This is a genomic window from Niveibacterium sp. 24ML (genome assembly GCF_026586805.1).
In the GTDB taxonomy this organism is placed as follows: domain Bacteria; phylum Pseudomonadota; class Gammaproteobacteria; order Burkholderiales; family Rhodocyclaceae; genus Niveibacterium.
This window is the reverse complement of the sequence record NZ_JAPFHA010000001.1, coordinates 108,647-125,688: the sequence shown is the minus strand read 5'-3', so window position 1 is coordinate 125,688 and position 17,042 is coordinate 108,647. Positions and strand designations below refer to the sequence as shown.

16 protein-coding genes are annotated in these 17,042 nt (G+C 60.0%); 4 read left to right on the top strand and 12 right to left on the bottom strand.

The genetic code is table 11. The features are described 5' to 3' along the window. Positions 1-331: 331 nt before the first annotated feature. The 7 genes from OPU71_RS00550 to OPU71_RS00520 all read right to left on the bottom strand — a co-directional run bounded on the left by OPU71_RS00550 (position 332) and on the right by OPU71_RS00520 (position 8,613). On the bottom strand, positions 332-880 hold the full coding sequence (locus OPU71_RS00550) for a hypothetical protein (protein ID WP_267723919.1): 549 nt from the start codon (positions 878-880) through the stop codon (positions 332-334). 261 nt (positions 881-1,141) lie between these two features. Then, positions 1,142-2,419, bottom strand: a complete 1,278-nt coding sequence (locus OPU71_RS00545; RefSeq protein WP_267723918.1) for an McrC family protein — start codon at positions 2,417-2,419, stop codon at positions 1,142-1,144. Positions 2,420-2,424: 5 nt separating this feature from the next. Further along, positions 2,425-4,113, bottom strand: coding sequence for an McrB family protein (locus OPU71_RS21210; RefSeq protein ID WP_324256017.1), 1,689 nt, complete (start codon positions 4,111-4,113; stop codon positions 2,425-2,427). Next, positions 4,103-4,399 carry a hypothetical protein gene (locus tag OPU71_RS00535; protein WP_267723917.1) on the bottom strand — a complete coding sequence of 99 codons (297 nt, stop codon included), beginning with the start codon at positions 4,397-4,399 and terminating at the stop codon, positions 4,103-4,105. The genes OPU71_RS21210 and OPU71_RS00535 overlap by 11 nt, the downstream gene beginning before the upstream one ends. Then, positions 4,396-4,692 (bottom strand): hypothetical protein, encoded by a 297-nt coding sequence (locus OPU71_RS00530; RefSeq protein WP_267723916.1) that lies wholly within the window; start codon positions 4,690-4,692, stop codon positions 4,396-4,398. The genes OPU71_RS00535 and OPU71_RS00530 overlap by 4 nt, the downstream gene beginning before the upstream one ends. Positions 4,693-4,769: 77 nt before the next feature. Further along, on the bottom strand, positions 4,770-8,162 hold the full coding sequence (locus tag OPU71_RS00525; protein ID WP_267723915.1) for a TM0106 family RecB-like putative nuclease: 3,393 nt from the start codon (positions 8,160-8,162) through the stop codon (positions 4,770-4,772). Between the two features lie 166 nt (positions 8,163-8,328). Continuing rightward, positions 8,329-8,613, bottom strand: a complete 285-nt coding sequence (locus OPU71_RS00520; protein WP_267723914.1) for a hypothetical protein — start codon at positions 8,611-8,613, stop codon at positions 8,329-8,331. Positions 8,614-9,321: 708 nt separating this feature from the next. On the opposite strand from OPU71_RS00520, the gene hemA reads away from it, so the two are divergent. The 4 genes from hemA (at position 9,322) to grxD (ending at position 12,930) form a co-directional block, all read left to right on the top strand. Further along, the gene (gene hemA / locus OPU71_RS00515) at positions 9,322-10,572 is read left to right on the top strand and encodes a glutamyl-tRNA reductase (protein ID WP_267723913.1); all 1,251 of its coding nucleotides are present in this window, start codon (positions 9,322-9,324) and stop codon (positions 10,570-10,572) included. Positions 10,573-10,605: 33 nt separating this feature from the next. Beyond that, a complete protein-coding gene (prfA, locus tag OPU71_RS00510; protein ID WP_267723912.1) occupies positions 10,606-11,688 on the top strand; it encodes a peptide chain release factor 1 in 1,083 nt (360 codons plus the stop codon). Continuing rightward, positions 11,685-12,530 (top strand): peptide chain release factor N(5)-glutamine methyltransferase, encoded by an 846-nt coding sequence (prmC, locus tag OPU71_RS00505; protein ID WP_267723911.1) that lies wholly within the window; start codon positions 11,685-11,687, stop codon positions 12,528-12,530. Before prfA ends, prmC begins: the two co-directional genes overlap by 4 nt. 76 nt (positions 12,531-12,606) lie before the next feature. Further along, a complete protein-coding gene (gene grxD, locus OPU71_RS00500; protein WP_267723909.1) occupies positions 12,607-12,930 on the top strand; it encodes a Grx4 family monothiol glutaredoxin in 324 nt (107 codons plus the stop codon). Positions 12,931-12,974: 44 nt separating this feature from the next. On the opposite strand, the gene OPU71_RS00495 is transcribed toward grxD, so the two are convergent. The 5 genes from OPU71_RS00495 to OPU71_RS00475 form a co-directional block, all read right to left on the bottom strand. Then, positions 12,975-14,102, bottom strand: coding sequence for a nucleotidyltransferase family protein (locus tag OPU71_RS00495; RefSeq protein ID WP_267723907.1), 1,128 nt, complete (start codon positions 14,100-14,102; stop codon positions 12,975-12,977). Next, on the bottom strand, positions 14,099-15,025 hold the full coding sequence (locus OPU71_RS00490) for an HprK-related kinase A (protein ID WP_267723905.1): 927 nt from the start codon (positions 15,023-15,025) through the stop codon (positions 14,099-14,101). Before OPU71_RS00490 ends, OPU71_RS00495 begins: the two co-directional genes overlap by 4 nt. Further along, complete coding sequence (locus tag OPU71_RS00485; protein ID WP_267723903.1) at positions 15,022-15,285, bottom strand: HPr-rel-A system PqqD family peptide chaperone; 264 nt, start codon at positions 15,283-15,285, stop codon at positions 15,022-15,024. Before OPU71_RS00485 ends, OPU71_RS00490 begins: the two co-directional genes overlap by 4 nt. Positions 15,286-15,291: 6 nt before the next feature. Next, positions 15,292-15,948 carry a hypothetical protein gene (locus OPU71_RS00480; protein ID WP_267723900.1) on the bottom strand — a complete coding sequence of 219 codons (657 nt, stop codon included), beginning with the start codon at positions 15,946-15,948 and terminating at the stop codon, positions 15,292-15,294. Positions 15,949-16,147: 199 nt separating this feature from the next. Beyond that, on the bottom strand, positions 16,148-17,041 hold the full coding sequence (locus OPU71_RS00475; protein WP_267723898.1) for a fructosamine kinase family protein: 894 nt from the start codon (positions 17,039-17,041) through the stop codon (positions 16,148-16,150). Between the last annotated feature and the right edge of the window lies 1 nt (position 17,042).

Below are 17,042 nucleotides of genomic sequence, written 5' to 3'. Positions count from 1 at the left end.
CCTCGTAACGGCAACTCTGCAACCCACTGAAATGAAGAGAAATTTTCGTTCTCAACTGACCTCCTGCTCCCAAAGCAGGAGCTCTACCCTCCGTTATTGACCTGGCCCTCAGACGCCTCTCGATGAGCGAAAGCTCGTCTAGGGAGGTGGTTTATATGCGAGGCGAGGGCGTCGAATGCCACGCGCCATGTGGAGTCAGGTGGCTGCCCTTTGCTTGCGAAAGCACTGACGTGCAGCAGCTTCGGAGCTATCGAGCTTCGTTTGCCCTCATAGACCGAAACGCTCCCTCGTCGGTCGATTGACTCTTTGGGGGCAGCGCCATTGCGCCCTTTTAGTTCGGCGGCAAATCAAAACTTGGATTGCGGAAATTCGTAGAAGCCTCGATGCCATTCCAGACAAGGTTGCTGGCAGTAGCGACCCAGATGGGGAGTACTTGAAGGTCGTCCGGACTTCCCGTCATGTAGTCCCAGTACACAGTCGGCAGCCAGTCGTCCAGCTCAAGGAAGCCCACCAGCTCAGAGGTCCAGCCAGCGTATGCCCAGTCACGACCTTTACCCCGCTCGGCAATAACTGGAAAACGAGCGACAAACTTCTCAGCCAGAGCCCGCGCATCATCGCCACGAGCATCAATCCAGTCGAAGTAACCATCCCCTCCACCTGCTGCTGAATATATTGCGACACTGCTGTCACAGAGCTTTCCGTGAGGAATGAAAGCGCCATTGTGGTTGGAGAACAACTCTTTGGGTGCAACGGCCAATCGCCATGCATTGGGGTGTACATACGGCATTAGTCGCAGCCGCTGATAACCCATTCGGTGCAACTCAGACACCATTCGAATCGTCCGCTGCGCTCGTCTAACCCAGGCAATTTTGGATTTCATTCCTGCTACCTCATGTTGTTATGTCAGCCTGCATTAGGCTTGGCGGTCTAGGGACAAAGAACGCATTTCCGGTCGCGAGTTGAATAGGCGTCGCGGAGTTCAAATCGTGACTTCGGCGTTTGCAACCGGTTTGCCAAGGCCAATTTCTGCCCTTTGCGGTGAGAACCAAGGTGGCTGCGACGGGTCGGCAGCTCTCCTGGTCATCATGTGCGCACTTGGTGGATGCACCTTTAAGCGGGGCTCCGACTTCTTCATGCAGCCCTAATTCAGAAGCGAGTGAAGCTGCGCCGGAACTGTCACCAATTCTCGAAGGTCGACGCTCGCCACCATGACTCTCATTGGCGGCATGCACGTGGTCGCCCAAGGGTTCAAATAGAAGGTTTGCCGAAATCCAGGCTCCCCGCCGAGTTCATCATGATGCGGATAGAGAAGCAGCACCTTGGGGCAATCGTAACAACTGGCGTAGGCATACATCTGGTAGAGGTCGGCCTGGGCCACTCCTTCTCGCCACTCGGCTTGTGAAAGCACCTTCCATTTGGTGTCGAGAATCCATTCGTAGCGCCCGTCCCTAACGCCGACAATGTCTGGCTTCATTGCGAAAGCGCCGCTGCCGTTTGAATCCCGCGCGACGTACCGCTGATTTCCTCCTCTACCTTGAAGGGCCACCGAGACGCCCGAATCACGCATCACTCGCTGAACTGTCCTGCCGATGTATTCCTCGAATAGGGCGTTCATGTCGAAGAACAGGGAAATGCCTTCGTGGCGCCCTCCGGTTACATCCGGCAGCATGTTCCTGAGAAACATTTCGGCCAGTTTGTAGGAAGGCCGATACCGCTCATTCATTCGGTCGAAGTGAACGTCCTGCCATGCCAGTTTTGACACCGGTACGTCCGACACCGTATCCAGCATGAGCAACAATTCAGCTAACAATCGCTGGCTGGAAATCCGTCTTGTGACCTTCAGAAGGCGCCTGAGGGCCGCCTTGAACACCTGATTGAGCGGCGTGTCTTCCAGGAACTCTTGATAACGACAGTAAAGCCGTTCAGGGTTTCCGATGTTCAAACGCATCTGCTGGACGACATCAAGGCGACCACGGAGCACGGAACGGTTCTCCTCCCGTGTCTCATAGCGCCGCATCAGACCGCGTCTGAGTTGCGCAAACAGCTTCTCGCCAAAAAGCCGGATGAGGATTTCGAGGATGCTATGACTCTGGGTGCCGACATAAGCTGTGCCCCCATCTTTGATAGCCAGGTCGACCGTCGCGGCAATCATGGCGACTAGGTTCTTTCTGACGTGACCGACGTCAACATCAATCTTAGGGAGAACCTCAACCGTCAGGTCGCCAATCTGGCAGACGCCCACGTACTGTTGCGCTGCAACTGCGCTTCCGTTTACGAACTTGAATACCTCGAAACCCAGCCGTGTCCTTTGATTGGTCAGAAAATCCGCTTGGGCACGCGTAATGCAGGGCGTCACTTCATCGCACGATGGGTCCCCGACTCTCACCCGCTGATACTCGAAGACAGATAACAGTGCCACGCTTCTCACTGCCCGCTGTAGATGTTTTGGAACGCATCAAGCAGGAATGGACTGTCCTTGACCCGAAACCGCGGTTTGGGCTCAGAGTCAATGTCACTCCCCTGTAGCCCTTTGGGAACCCGTACATCTTGTTCAATGAAACGGCCGGTGGAGTCATTCAGAACCAGCGCAACCTTCGACCAATCCTCATAGAAGTATTCTTGAAGCAGCGGAATGACTTTCCGGCGGAATACCCGCTCCAAGTCACTAAGTGTCTTCACACCCACAAAGTACGCGTGGCCAATCGTGTGGTCACGGTCATAGAGGTATTCGACGCGCTCATTGATGGCGTCAAGAAGCGCGGGCAGGTCGACGTCCGCATCGAGCTCAATGCGTTTTAGAACACTCGGATTTGGTTGAAGCTCCTCGAACTCGAATCGGCGTCGCAACGCTGTGTCAAGGAGTGCAATGGAACGGTCCGATGTGTTCATCGTGCCTACCAAGTAAAGATTTGGCGGCAGTCCGAATGGCTCTTCGTCACCTTGGGAGTAAGGCAAAGTCACCGTCATCTCGAATGGCTCGCCGAGGCGCTTATCCTCCTCAACCAGCGTGATGAGTTCGCCAAATATCTTGGAGATATTGCCCCGGTTAATCTCGTCAATGATGAGGATATAGGGCTTCAAGGCCTCGGGCTGAACCGCCACCGGTTGTGCATTTGCCGCGATTTCTTTGAGATGTTCAAGAACCGCCCAGAAGAACGACCGGTTGTAGAGTTTGGTGTCCGACGGACGGGCGACTTCAAGTCGGCGTCCCCACAAGCTCTTTAGCTGCTTCTTGGAGATGGGGTAGGTCGTCTTGTAGCCGGGCAGCGAGACAACAACGTTCTTACCCGTCTGCCCCAGTTCAAGTTCTGCCTCACCACCTTTGTAGAGCGTGACCTTGACCTTGCCATCGGCTTGCTCTTCCAGGGTGTCTGCCAACTCCTGCCAGACCCTTTCAAACAGCGCATCATCGTCCAGGGTTTCTTTGTCGGACGCTATCGATTTCCGCCAGTTTTCCCGAGCCGCCAAGGCAATGGCTTTCAGCACGCCATCCCGGACCGCGTAAGAAATCTGACCACCTTCTGTCTGCGGCCGAATGCCTTCGATGAAGTCTTCGTAGCCATAGGACTGATGGAACGTTACAAAGGCAATCTGGCCGTCTCGAACCAGCGCGTCGTAACGCTTCTTGAGCTCTTGATAGACGTCCGCACTCACCTCCAAGCCGTAGTCCTTGGCGTCGACAATGGAGAGCGCCTTCAAGACCACGGAGTAGGTCTTTCCGGTCCCAGGGGGGCCATAGAGGATGGTGTTGAGGGGTTGTTTTACAGCCATGCCGGAATTTCCTGTTTCAAATTCATGCGCCGTCTTGTAGGCGACATCTTTCTTCACGTTGTCGGTGAGCACCCCGATGCAGTGGAGCAGTTCTCCGACTGTTGAGACTGAATATCGGATGCTTTGTCCCGGCAAAGACAGTGGCTCGCCTGCCAGGGAGTCCACTTTCTTGGGAAGTTGGACTTCGAGGGCTTGTCCTGCCTGAGATATGGTCAGCGCAGGGCCGTTGGGTGATGCTCGATAGGTCCTTCCTGTGGTTCCCGCTGGCGCTCTGAAGTGGAAATTCGCATCGAGTAGCTGGACAGCCGCGTCCCAAGTCAGGGTCTGGTTCTCATCCACCATATTTCGCGCGCTCAGACTCGATATAGTCCCGACTGACCTCCTCGACGTCGCCGGGGGCGCAGGTCACCGTTCCAGAAATTCCATTCTTGTTGCGGCGCCTGAACCTTGGTTGCGGCATGGCCATGAGCTTCTCAAGGGCGACCCAGTAGTCCTGAATGCCGCGCTCTTTGTCCTTGTCGCGTGCGCCAATCTCATAGCCTTTGGTCATTCTGCAGTCGGGGAGGAAGAAAGTCTTGCTTTCATCTTCTTCTCTCTTGAATGGGACTTTCACAAATTTCTCGCTCATGCGTGCACGCCCATGCTGGACAATTGTTGTTCTATATAGCTCTGTTTGACCTCTTCGATATGCTCGGGTTGGCATGAAACGATGCCGGGGATGTTGTTGCCGTTGCGGCGTCGGAAGCGTCTTGTGTTCATTTGCATCAATTTGGAGAGCGCCTCCCAGTAGTCCGCGTAATAGACCTCTTCGCCCTTCGCGCCAATTTGGTAGCCCTTGGTGAGTCTTACTTCGGGTAGAAAGAAGGTCTTCGTTCCGTCTTTTTCGATGTAGTAAGGCACCTTTACAAACTTTTCGGTCATGACATCTCCCTTGAGGGTTGTTCTTGAGTTCGAAATGCAGTCGTGGCGAACCTGGCCGCAGTCCCCATCTTGTTGGCTCACTGGCCGGCCTCTTGCACCCAGCACAGTGTGTTGACCAAAGCCATTTCCTCGGGGGTCGAGCAATGGATTGCCATCAATGCTGGATTGGCAAGGAATACAGCAAGGCACTTCGCGCGTGAAATGGCCACATTCAGGCGATTCTTGCTGTAAAGAAATTCGATGAAACGCGGCAGATAGTCGCCGTTTGAGGTGGCCATCGATACAATGACGACCTCTGCCTCCTGCCCCTGGAACTTGTCGACCGTTCCTACTCGCGCGCCTTCGGGCAAGGTCTTCTTCAACAAGTTGACCTGCATGTTGTAGGGAGCGACGACAAGGATGTCCTGCAGGGTCATCGGGTGAATGTTTCCCTTCTTGTCCCTGTAGTGCTGGTCGAGCAAATTCGTCACCAGTTCGCGCACCAGTGCGGCCTCCTCTTCACTGCGCTGAGAACAGCCGTCATGCTGAACGGGAAGATATCGAATTCCCGTGGGCTTCAAAGCCGGATGAGCATGCGCATTGAGGAGCAACGTCTGGTTGGCGTTGTGCGGCGCCGCTTCCAGACGGCCGTCATAGACTGCGTCCGAGATAAAGCGGCAGACGTCTGGGTGCATCCGCCATGTTTTCTCCAGGAAGATGCCTTGCTCTGCAGGAATCGTTGCCTTGCCGTTCAGGAGGTACTCCAGGGAGGACTCCCCAGAGCGGCCAGGGTGGACGCCCTGGATAGGCTGTCCAAGCTGCATCTGGTCGCCAAGGAGAACAATGTTGCGCGCTGATGTGCCCATCGCAACCAGGTTTGCCAGAGCCACCTGGCCGGCCTCATCCACGAAGATGTAGTCGAGCCGCTGGTCCATGTCGGCGTCAGCAAATAGCCACGCGGTACCCGCCACGAGCTGGTAGGCGCCCACACCTTCCAAACGGTCGAGGATGTCGCCGTTTTTGGACACGTCTTGAACGAACTCACCCCTTAGGTGGCTTTCCGTCTTTTCCTTAGTCGACTTCTTGGCGCCCCGGAACGAAAACCCTTCGGCCTTGGCCACTCTTTCAATCCCGTGCAGCAGATTGTTGATGGCCTTATGGCTGTTTGATGACACGCCCACCTTGTACCCGTGTTTGAGCAGCGAAACGATGACGTGAGACCCTGTATAGGTCTTGCCTGCCCCTGGTGGGCCTTGCACGAAGATGTAGCTGCCCTCCAGATTCGAGATGGCCTGGATGATTTGCGGCAGTGCCTCGCCGGTGTGGGTGAGGATAGGCGTCCCGTGTGCGTGCCCCTTGATGGCGGGAAGCGCGTGCGTGAGGACCGCCTCGATAGCCGTGTAGGTCCGCTCATTTTTCACAAGGCTATCGGCAAAGCGAAATACCGCTTCGGTCAGCGCCTTCGCGGATACAGGCATGCCCGGGCCCAGCGCGACCGGCAAGCTCAGCGGGTCCCGTTTTGCACTCAATTTGAAGCTGACATGCCGACGTGCCTCGTCGACCTCCAGGTCGCTGACGGGGTCAGAGGTCTGTGCAATCGACGCGCTGTCCCCGCTCTTGAGTTTTGACTCCTGCTCTGGAAAAAAGAACGAATACCGAACCGAGCGCTGCTCTGGAGTTGGCGGATTGGCTGTATCTGGAATCAGGCCGGCCAGGCATTCGCCATCATCGAGCAGCTCCTCTTCCGAGAGTTCCTTGCGCGAAAACATGGACCACCATTCAGGCTTGGCTGCCCGACGATGGAAATCCAGTAGCTGGTAGGTCAGCTCGAAGAGATGTTCTTCCTCGCCCCATGCGCTGCGCTCCGTCGGCAGGCGGTCGACGAGACGCTCCCGGTACGGGATGAGGCGCCTCTCTTCTGCGGTGAGCTCACCGACTTGCGGTACCTCAGCCTTGGCGGCCGTGCCAGGTGCGAACCATGCCAGATGCGCGGGGCGCAACGACAAAAGCCATTGTCTCAACTCATAGGTCGAGCGGACGTCGTCGTGGTTGTAGTCCTCAATCTCCTTGAGGAGTTGGGTGTCGCCGGTTTCCTTCCAGCGCTCGTAGAAGACGATGCTTGCGCCAGCGTTCTTGACGTCCCCTGTTCGGCCCTCAAGATAGAAGTGCTCGATGTTCTTGATGGAGTACTTGGGCTCGGAAACACGAATTGCCTCCCGAACCACCTTGTAGAGGTCGACCAGCTTCTGGGTTCGCAGCAGGTTGTCCACCTCCGCCTCGCGCGTTCCATGCAAGGACATCAGCTTCTTGAGTGCGGTCTGCTCATAAGCTGCGTAGTGGTAGATGAAGGCATTGGGGTGCTTGCGCAGCCAACCGGTCACGAAGTCCATGAAGGCTTCGAATGCGACTTTTTCCTCTGCGCGGCTATGCGCCCAGAAGGCCTTGAAACGAGCCTCACCACGCTCGAAGTAGTACAGGCCGAAGAGGTACTCCAGCCCCCCTTCTTCGAGCGGGTCACCCTCCATGTCGAAGAACAGGTCTCCCTCCGCGGGCGCGGGAAGTCGTGCGAATCCACGCAACGCGTCGGGTGCCTCTGGCAAGAGCTCCAGATGACGCACGCCAGTCTCCCGTGCCTGCCACTGCAGCCGGGCTTGCTGATGCAGTTTGGCGAGCGTTTCCGGGGGCATTTTCGGGATACGGCTCTCGACGGGCAGCTTGGCCAGCGCCTCAAGCGTCTTCACTCCGGCCAGTTCGAGCTTCTTGACCTGAAGTCGTGTGATGTTGGCGACCTGGCTCAGGTGGTCATCCTTGAGGCGACGCTCCTCACACAGTCCTCTCCATTTGCACTGGGCGCATTTCTCGCATGGGTTCGGATAGGTCTCGACAGCCTCGCCCTGGACACGCGCCAGGAATCGCCGAGTAATCAGGTTCAGATAGCGGGCGTAATCGGCGAAGCGGTACGTCGCCTCACGCTTGTCACCTAGAACGACGTGCATGAGCTGTGGGGCAGCGCCTTGCGCCTTGGCCACCATGGCCGAGTAGAAGGCCAGCTGGATGATGAACTTGGCTTTTGGGGTGCGCGAGAGCTTGGTGTCGAGCACCTCATAGCGCCAGGCGCCGAGCTTTGAGGGTTGGTTCACTTTGCGAAGAAAGTCCGCGTGACCGATGAGACAGCCATCCTTCAGGGTCGCCTGGAAGATGATGTCGTAGCCATCGCGCATGGCTTGGAGGGTGGCTTCAACTTTTTGAGCGTTGCCCCCCTCTGTCATCGCAATGTCAATGACTCGGGGATAACGCCCTTTGAGCTGCTCCAGAAAGTTCGCCTCATGCGCATACCCTTTGGACTGGATGAGTTGGGCTTCGTCACTGTCCTGAGTGCGTGGGAGCGGCGTCTCAAGGTCGATAAGGTCGAGCGAAGTGAGGTGTTCGCATTCGAGGTAATTCACCAAATCTGATGCCGAATACAGCACCACCCCATCCCGCTTTTGCATGCACTCTCCGTCAATGATTGTCTTGCAAGTCCCACGGCTGGAAACGCTTGCTGCAACGGTGTCTGGCTGTCTCGCTCAGCTCACGCCATCTGCAGTGGCGCGGCAGATTATCCCGTCCAACCGGCGTGCCCAATGTGCGGCATCAAATCAATGCGGTGGGGCGGCGCTAGTCGTGGTTGATGCGCTGGGTGCGGTGCCCCACGGTGACGACCGCACCGTCCTGGTCGACCACGACATAGGCGTTCAACGCATTGGACAAGCGCTTGAGCTCATCTCGCGGCACGATGCTCGCAAGGCGCTGACGGGACCGCTTGGTGAAATACAGGGTCGCCGTGCCACGGTGGTCATACGCTTCTTCGCCGTATTCGAAGAGCAGCGGCAGTACACGCTCGGGGATGCCACGTTGCTGCATACGCTTCATGGCATGGTGTGTCATCGAGGCATGGAACATGGCAAGTCTCCTTTGAGCGTCCGTGCCTTGAAGTGTGAATATCGACTAGCTCATGGCGTGAGCCAGACGAAGACAAAATGCGATTGAACGACAGCATGGGCGGACAGGGCCCGGCCCTTGCCAGTTTTCAGCGGCCGCCCGGTCGGATGTCGTGCGGTGGCCATCCCCGCCTGGACAGTGGCTTGCCGACTGCGAAAAGTCGTGACGCGACTACCAAAGGTCGCCACCCGTTGGGGCAAGCGCGCTGAAGGCAAAGCTCCTAAGTGTTGACGAAACGCGAAGCGGTCCAGGTGCCGAGCGTGGGGCTTGGCTGTACGGGGGGATGCGGGCGGGCGTGCTACACTTTATTCATCGCAAGACCGGTGACGATGCCGACGTGTTCGTGCGTGTTTCTGGCAATCATCTGGCAATAGCGATGGGCGTTGAGTGCGCTCGGCTGCGTTTGACTGCGTTTGGGTGCGCTCTAAGTGATTGATTTGCTTAGTTGTTGCGTTTAGGAGCGGAGCAACTGTACAGGCGGATTTTGATTGAAAATCCGCGTGTCGGTGGTTCGATTCCGCCTCTGGCCACCAGATTCAGACGGGCCGCCTTGTGCGGCCCGTTTTCATTTTCTGATTGCATTCGAGCGTGGCGGAGCGTGCTCTGGGCGCGGGCTTTCCAGTATCGTGCCGATGATGTAATAACGCGGTTTCGACTTCAGTCTGATCCATGCAACTGTTCGCCCTTGGCCTCAACCACCATTCCGCGCCGATCTCCTTGCGCGAGCGTGTGGCATTTCAGCCAGAGGGCCTGGGCGAGGCCTTGGCGCAGCTGGTGCGCGAACGGCCCGTCCGCGAGGCGGCGATCCTGTCCACCTGCAATCGCACCGAGCTCTACTGCGCGACCGAGCAGCCCGAGCTGGTAGCCGATTGGCTGGCCGATTACCACCGGGTTGAGCTCAAGCACATTTCGCCTCACCTCTTCACCTTGCCGGGTGATGCGGCCGTTCGCCACATGTTCCGCGTGGCATCGGGGCTCGACTCCATGGTGCTTGGTGAGCCGCAGATCCTCGGCCAGATGAAGCAGGCCGCTCGCCAGGCAGAGGCGGCGGGCACGCTTGGAACCTTGTTGCACAAACTGTTTCAGCGCACCTTCTCGGTCGCCAAGGAAGTGCGCTCGACGACCGCGATCGGGGCCAACGTGGTGTCGATGGCGGCGGCGGCGGTCAAGCTGTGCGAGCGGATTTTCGAGGCGATGACCGAGCAGCGCGTGCTGTTTGTGGGCGCCGGTGAAATGATCGAGCTGTGCGCGGCCCATTTTGCCGGTTGCACGCCGCGGCAACTGACGGTGGCGAATCGGACTCCCGCGCGGGCCGAGGCGCTGGCCGCGCGCTTCGGCGGCGATGCCGTGTCGCTTGATCGCCTGCCCGAGGTACTTGCTCGTTACGATGTGGTGGTCAGTTGTACCGCGAGCCCTTTGCCGATCATCGGCCTCGGCATGGTCGAGCGGGCGCTCAAGGCGCGGCGGCACCGCCCGATGGTGATGGTCGATCTGGCCGTGCCGCGTGATATCGAAAGCGAAGTCGACTCGCTGGACGATGTCTTTCTCTACACGGTGGACGATCTTGCGCATGTCGTGGAGTCTGGCCTGGGCTCGCGGCAGCAGGCGGTGCTGGACGCCGAAGCGATCATCTCGGGCCAGGTGCTCAGTTTTCTGCATTGGGTTGAGGCGCGCGATGCGGTGCCTGCGATTCGCGCCTTGCGCTCGCAGGCCGATGCCGTGCGGCAATCCGAACTTGAGCGAGCCCTGGCTCGTCTTGCGCGCGGCGAAGATCCGGCCAGTGTGCTCGATGCGCTCTCGCAGGGCCTGACGAACAAGCTGATTCATGGGCCGACGCAGTACCTCAACCGGGCCGAAGGGGCGCAGGTGGCCGAAGCCACCGAGCTTGTCCGCCGCCTGTTCAATCTAGACCGTTCATAGCGCCGCTGCGTTCTCGCAGGGCTAGCCGAGACCATGAAACCCAGTATTCGGGAAAAACTCGAACAACTCGTTCGCCGCCTGGAAGAGCTCGATCAGATGCTCGGCAGCGAGGACATCACGCGCGACATGGACCGCTATCGCCGTCTGAATCGCGAACATGCGGAACTTGCGCCGGTAGTGGCCTTGTGGCGGGACTATGAGCGGGCTGAAGCTGACTTGCGCGAAGCGCACGACATGCTGGCCGATCCCGAAATGAAGGCCTTCGCGCAAGAAGAGATCGACGCGGCGCGTGGCGAGATTGCGCGGCTTGACGGGGCTTTGCAGCTGGCACTGCTGCCAACCGACCCGAACGACGCGCGCAACCTTTTTCTTGAAGTGCGTGCCGGCACAGGGGGTGAAGAAGCCGCGCTTTTCGCGGGCGTACTCCTGCGGATGTACACCCGCTATGCCGAACGGCAGGGCTGGCGGGTCGAGCTGGTTTCGGCGGCCGAATCCGATCTGGGCGGTTACAAGGAAGCGATTGCCCGGATCGTGGGCGAAGGGGCCTATTCGAAACTCAAGTTCGAGTCCGGCGGCCACCGTGTGCAGCGCGTGCCGGTGACCGAAACCCAGGGCCGCATCCATACCTCGGCCTGCACGGTCGCGATCCTGCCGGAGGCCGACGAGGTGGGCGATGTAGAGATCAACCCGGCCGATCTGCGCATCGACACCTTCCGTGCCTCGGGCGCGGGCGGGCAGCACATCAACAAGACCGACTCCGCCGTTCGTATCACTCACCTGCCGACGGGCATTGTGGTCGAGTGCCAGGACGATCGCTCGCAGCATCGCAACAAGGCGCAGGCCATGTCAGTGCTGGCGGCGCGGATCAAGGATGTCCAGGTGCGTGCGCAGGCATCGCACACGGCGGCGCAACGCAAAAGCCTGATCGGCAGTGGCGATCGGTCTGAGCGCATTCGCACCTACAACTACCCGCAGGGCCGCGTGACCGACCACCGCATCAACCTGACCTTGCACAAGCTGGAGGCAGTGACCGAGGGGGACCTGGATGAGCTGGTGGACGCGCTGACGCGCGAACACCAGGCGGACTTGCTCGCTGCGCTGACCGAAGCCCCATGAGTTTGCCTGCCACGCTGGGCGAGGCCATGGCGCTTGCGCGCGGCCAGATTCCGCAGAGCGAGGCGCGACTGCTGTTGTGCGAGGCCTGCGGCGTGTCGGCTGCTACCATCATCGGGTTTCCAGAGCGCGGACTGGCCGAATCCGCGGCGAGTCAGTTCGTCGACTGGCTTTCGCGCCGGGCGCAAGGTGAGCCGGTGGCATATCTGCTTGGGCGGCGCGAATTCTTCGGGCGCCCGTTTCGAGTCTCGCCCGCGGTCCTGATTCCCAGGCCAGAGACAGAACTCTTGCTTGAGCTTGCCTTGGCGCGGATTCCCGAGACTGCGGTTCGAGTGCTGGATCTGGGCACCGGCAGTGGGGCGATCGCCATCTCGCTCGCGCTTGAACGCCCCGATGTCGAGGTTCATGCGGTCGATCTTTCTGATGCCTCGCTGGAAGTGGCGCGTGGCAATGCCGCCGCGCTCGGGGCTTCGGTGCGCTGGCATCACGGGTCCTGGTTCGCGCCGCTGGCGGGTGAGCGTTTCGATCTGATCGTGTCGAATCCGCCCTACGTGGCAAGTGCGGATCCGCATCTGGCGCGGGGCGATGTCCGCTTTGAGCCGATCGGCGCGCTGGCGTCCGGCCCCGACGGGCTTGATGACATTCGTGCGATTGCCGCTGCGGCGCCGCGCCATCTCAAGGCCTCAGGGCATCTGCTTTTCGAGCACGGCTACGATCAGGGCGCGGGTGTCCGCGCGGTGATGGAGGGCGCCGGTTTTGCCGAGGTCGCGACACATCAGGATCTCGCCGGGCTCGACCGCGTCACGCTGGGTCGTTTGCACGACGCGGCGTTGATGCGGATTTGACCGGCGACGGCGTTTTTTCTAGACTGTATACTTGATTGAAACAGTCAAGTATTTGCGACTCTTCCAAGGAACCGACATGAGCGTGCAAGACATCATCCACCAGACAGTCACCGAGAACCCGGTGGTGCTCTACATGAAAGGCACGCCGCAGTTTCCGCAGTGCGGCTTTTCGTCGACGGCAGCGCAGATCCTGAAGCTTTCGGGTGTTGCGCAGTACGCGTCGGTCAACGTGCTTGAGAACGACGAAATCCGGAACGGCATCAAGGAGTACGCCAACTGGCCGACGATTCCTCAGCTCTACATCAAGGGTGAGTTCGTCGGTGGCTGCGACATCATGAAAGAGATGTACCAGTCCGGTGAGCTGCAGCAAATGCTCAAGGATGCGGGCATCGTTGCCTGAGCGGCGATCCGCATGCAGAGACGGCGACCGATTGGTCGCCGTTTTCATTTCTGGATCTGTTGCTCGGGTGTCAGGGCATCCGGATCGCTGTCGTCTTCGTCGCTGCGGCCTGTCCACTGCCGCCAGGCCTTGCGGCCCAAGTGTGCGACCAGCAGGTGTGGCGGCATGCGCAGCCAGTGGCCACGCAGGTAAAGCATGTGAAGTGCGAGCGGCGTCCAGCGGTCGCCTGCGGTCGGGTCGTTCGGGCGCAGGCCGCGCAAGTAAAGTTGTTCGAGCAGGCGCTCGCGCAGGTCGGATGGCCATGCACCGCCAAACGCCAGGGTCGTGTCTGGGATGGGCGTTTCCAGCATCAGCGCGCACATCCGCAGCGCGTAGCGCAAGGGGCGTTCGAGGTGAAGCAGGGCGGCGCGTTGTTCGAGGGTCGCCCAGAATCCCGGCTGGGCTGAGAAGTGCCGCAGCAGGCCGTCCAGATCCACTAGGTCACGCATGCCGTTATCCAGTTCGCCTTCGTGGAATAGGTGGCAGGCGCTGTGGAGCACCATGTCGGCGGGCGCCAGGACCCATACGCCCGGCGTGTGCTCAGCCGGCACAGCCGCTTCCAGCAGCAGGTTTGCGTCGGGCGGATGGCGCGCCGAAAGCGGCAAGATGTTGTGATGAACGTCCAGTGCGCTGCCGCGATTCATGTGCCGGAGCGGCGGCAGTTCATGCATCCATTGCCGGTAGTAGCGCTGGTCGTAGGCGTCAAGATGACTGCTGACCCAACCATGGCACATCAGCATCGATTCGGCATCGGCCAGGCGCCCATGCGGCACCAGCAGATCGATATCGCCAAACACCCGCCCGTGCGACGCCGGGAGGCCTGCCGCGAGGTAAGCGGCGCCCTTGAGCAGCACCAGGCGATTGCCGCTCTGCTCGATCGCACGCCGAACCCGGTCGACTTCGGCCAGGGTTGCGATCCGCTGACGTTGCCCGACCGCGCGTGCGGCAATCAGATGCTGCCTCGGGCCGGGCGGTACCGCATCGAGCAGGCCATGTTGTTCGAGGTCCCAGGCGATGCGTGCGCTCAGGTTGGCGTTTCGCGCCTGGCGGATGACCTTGTCCCAGTCCGCGAGCGTCAGACGCTCTGCCATCGCCGGGGCGCGGAGCAGCGGAAGTAGCGCGTCGCAGATCATTGGCGGGCATCCTCGGCAAGCCGCTCGAATGCTGCGACTGCTTCGTCAAGATCGCTGTAGCGCAGGCTCATGCAATCGCAAGCGTCGATGGTCTTCGCGAGGGTCTCAAAGCCCGTCTCGCCCAGCATGCTGTAGTTGAAGGCGTTCTCCGCAAGTTCGATGAACGCCTCCGCGCGCGGAATGGCCTTCGTGGTGAGCGGGACGCCGGCGGCCCATTGCGGAAAGATCACCCAGCGCGGCGTAGCACCTTCGCCGACGCGGAGCACACTCTCGCGCGGAGGGCGAAGGTGGGCGACGCGCCCCTTGTGTGTGTCCGGGCACTCTGGCCCGAACACGGTGCCCGGTTCGAACGCGCGGATCACGTCAATCGACTTGTTCTTGAGATTCACCGGGCGGGCGAGCGCGATTACCTGAGCGGTCGCCGGGTCGAGCAGCGTCAACTCGTCGGAGCACAATCGCCATCCACGCTGTATCAAGGCGGCGGTCAGGGTGCTTTTGCCTGATCCCGGCGGGGCAGGGAGGATGGCGGCGAATCCGTTGCGTTCGATGACGCCGGCGTGGATCACCAGATACTGGTGGCAGTAAGTGGCGATACACCAATTGATGCCCCACTCGAGCATGGCGAAGCTTTGCGCGCGCGGCAGGGGCTTGAAGGGCGTTCTGCCATCGAGATGAAACAGCACTTGCGGGCGGATCCAGCGACGCAATCCTTCGGCGCGGCCCACCCGCACATGAAAGTCGGCGAAGTCTGCGTCAGCAAGCGCGTGGTCGGGGTAGAGCGCGGCGATCGCTTCGCTCACAACCGGCTCGTCACTGCGGATATGCAGCGACAGCGGGCCGCTCTTCAGCCAGAGGCCGTCGTGAGACAGGCGCGAATACAGATCGGCTTCAGCCAGATCTGACACGCGTAGCGTTGGCGTCAAATCAGTTCAATGCGTTGGAGTTGATCGATCGCTTCGCTGACTGCCGCCAAAAGCTCGTGTGAGCGTTCGATCGACAGCGATGCGCAGAGTGCCGCACAAGCGGCGTCCGGATCGTATCGTGCGGCCGATGAAAGGGCCAGAACTTCAGCGGCCAGGGGCGAAAGTGCGTGCGTTGAACCGGTCCGACGGTCATACACGACAGAACCGTCGGGCCAGTCTCGTCTTGCCCAGCGAGATTCAGGAGAACTCAACTGGATCATCAAGAATCAAGGCGCGATCTTGTTGTTCTTCAGGTAATTGGTGATGTCGGCGCCATTCCAAGGCGTTGTGGCACCCGCAAACGGGACGTACTTACCCGTCAGAGCCCACTCGCGCCAGAGCGCGACCACCTTTTCGGCGGTGAGCGCCACGGGAGAAACCAAGCCCTTGAGAATGTTCAGATACGCGCCGATGCAGTGGAACGCAACCATCGAGGTATCGGCCGTGCCGCCAGCGTTGAGCACCTGAAGCATCGTCATCTGCGAGCCGTCAGCGTTGAAGAACCGGGTGCCGGCGGTGGCGCCGACTGCGAAAACCGAGTGGAAAGCCGTGTTCGTCGGAATCGGCCATTCCCCGCTATGACAGGTCTTCCAGTATCCCGGTGAGCGACCATTGCAGGTTCCGACCTTCGCGCCCTTGTGGCTCAGCGCGCCGGAAAGGGTTTGCGAGGGCGAAATGCACTCGCCGGGATTCAGGCCGCCGAGAACCGGGCGGCTGGTGAGCGTAAGGATGACCGGGCCTGCCGCCATGCCGCCCTTCACAAGTAGCCGACGTCGTGCCTCGGAAACGCTTTCGGTCGCGACTTCGGCCTGGCTGCCGAGGGCTTCTGCTTGTGATCTATTTTCGTGGTTCGACATGGTCTCGATCCTGAAGTCTTCCGGCATTCTGTCAGGCCTTGAAGGTCGACTCATGCAATTTGATCACGGCGCGTACGCGGCGCGTGAGCGTTCGCCAATAACATGCAAGAAGTGTGCTTGAAGGTTTTGCGTGGGAAATGCCCTGATAAAACAAGGGGATGGCTTGTTTCCAGTAAATGCGGCGGCGGCGCTCGCTGCGCGCTGTCAAAACGCCCGACGGCTTTGATTACTGGCGCAGGTAGTTGCTGAGTTCACGCGCCATCCGTTCGGCTTGCCGCAAGTAGCCGGCGCCAAAGAGATTGAGGTGGTTGAGCATGTGATAGAGGTTGTAGAGCGTGCAGCGTTGGGCGTAGCCATCGGCCAGCGGTGCGCGCTTGCGGTAGGTTGCGTAGAAGCTTTCGGGGAGGCCGCCGAACAGTTCGCTCATGGCGAAGTCCGCTTCGCGGTCGCCGTAGTACGCGGCAGGGTCGAACACGACCGGTTCTCCGGTATCCATGACACCAAGGTTCCCGGCCCATAGATCCCCGTGTATCAGCGAGGCTTGTGGTCGGCGCTCCAGGAAGAAAGCGCCGATCTTGGAAAGGACCCGCTCGCCGCAGCTTTGCAGCTCGCCGCGGTATCCCTTCTCGGCAGCGGCGCGCAGATGGGGTGCCAGACGTTGTTCCGCAAAGAAGCGCGGCCAGTCGTCCGACCATGCATTCACTTGCGGCGTGGTGCCGATGTAGTTGTCTTCGGGCCAGCCATACCGGTCGCCGTGACAGGCGTGCAGGGCCGCAAGCGCTTCCGCGCAGCGCGGGCCGTCGTCGCGGGTCGGTGTGTGCATGGGCAGGTATTCGAGTACGAGGAAAGCACTGTCCTCTGCCGCTCCCAGAGCAATCACACTGGGCGTGCGGATCGTCCCAGTGGCCGCGATGGCGCCGAGGCCCTTGGCTTCGCAGTGCAGGCGCGACTGCCCTGTGGCCGCAGTCGTCTTGACGAACCACCGGGCGCCATTGCCGTTGGCGAGCCAGGTCTTGCCAAAGGCGCTCGCGGGGCCGGCGCTGAACTGTTCGATCACGCAGCGTGTGCCGCATGCGTGCCGGATCGCGTCTTCGAGCGCGCGCCTCAGCGCCGGGGTCATG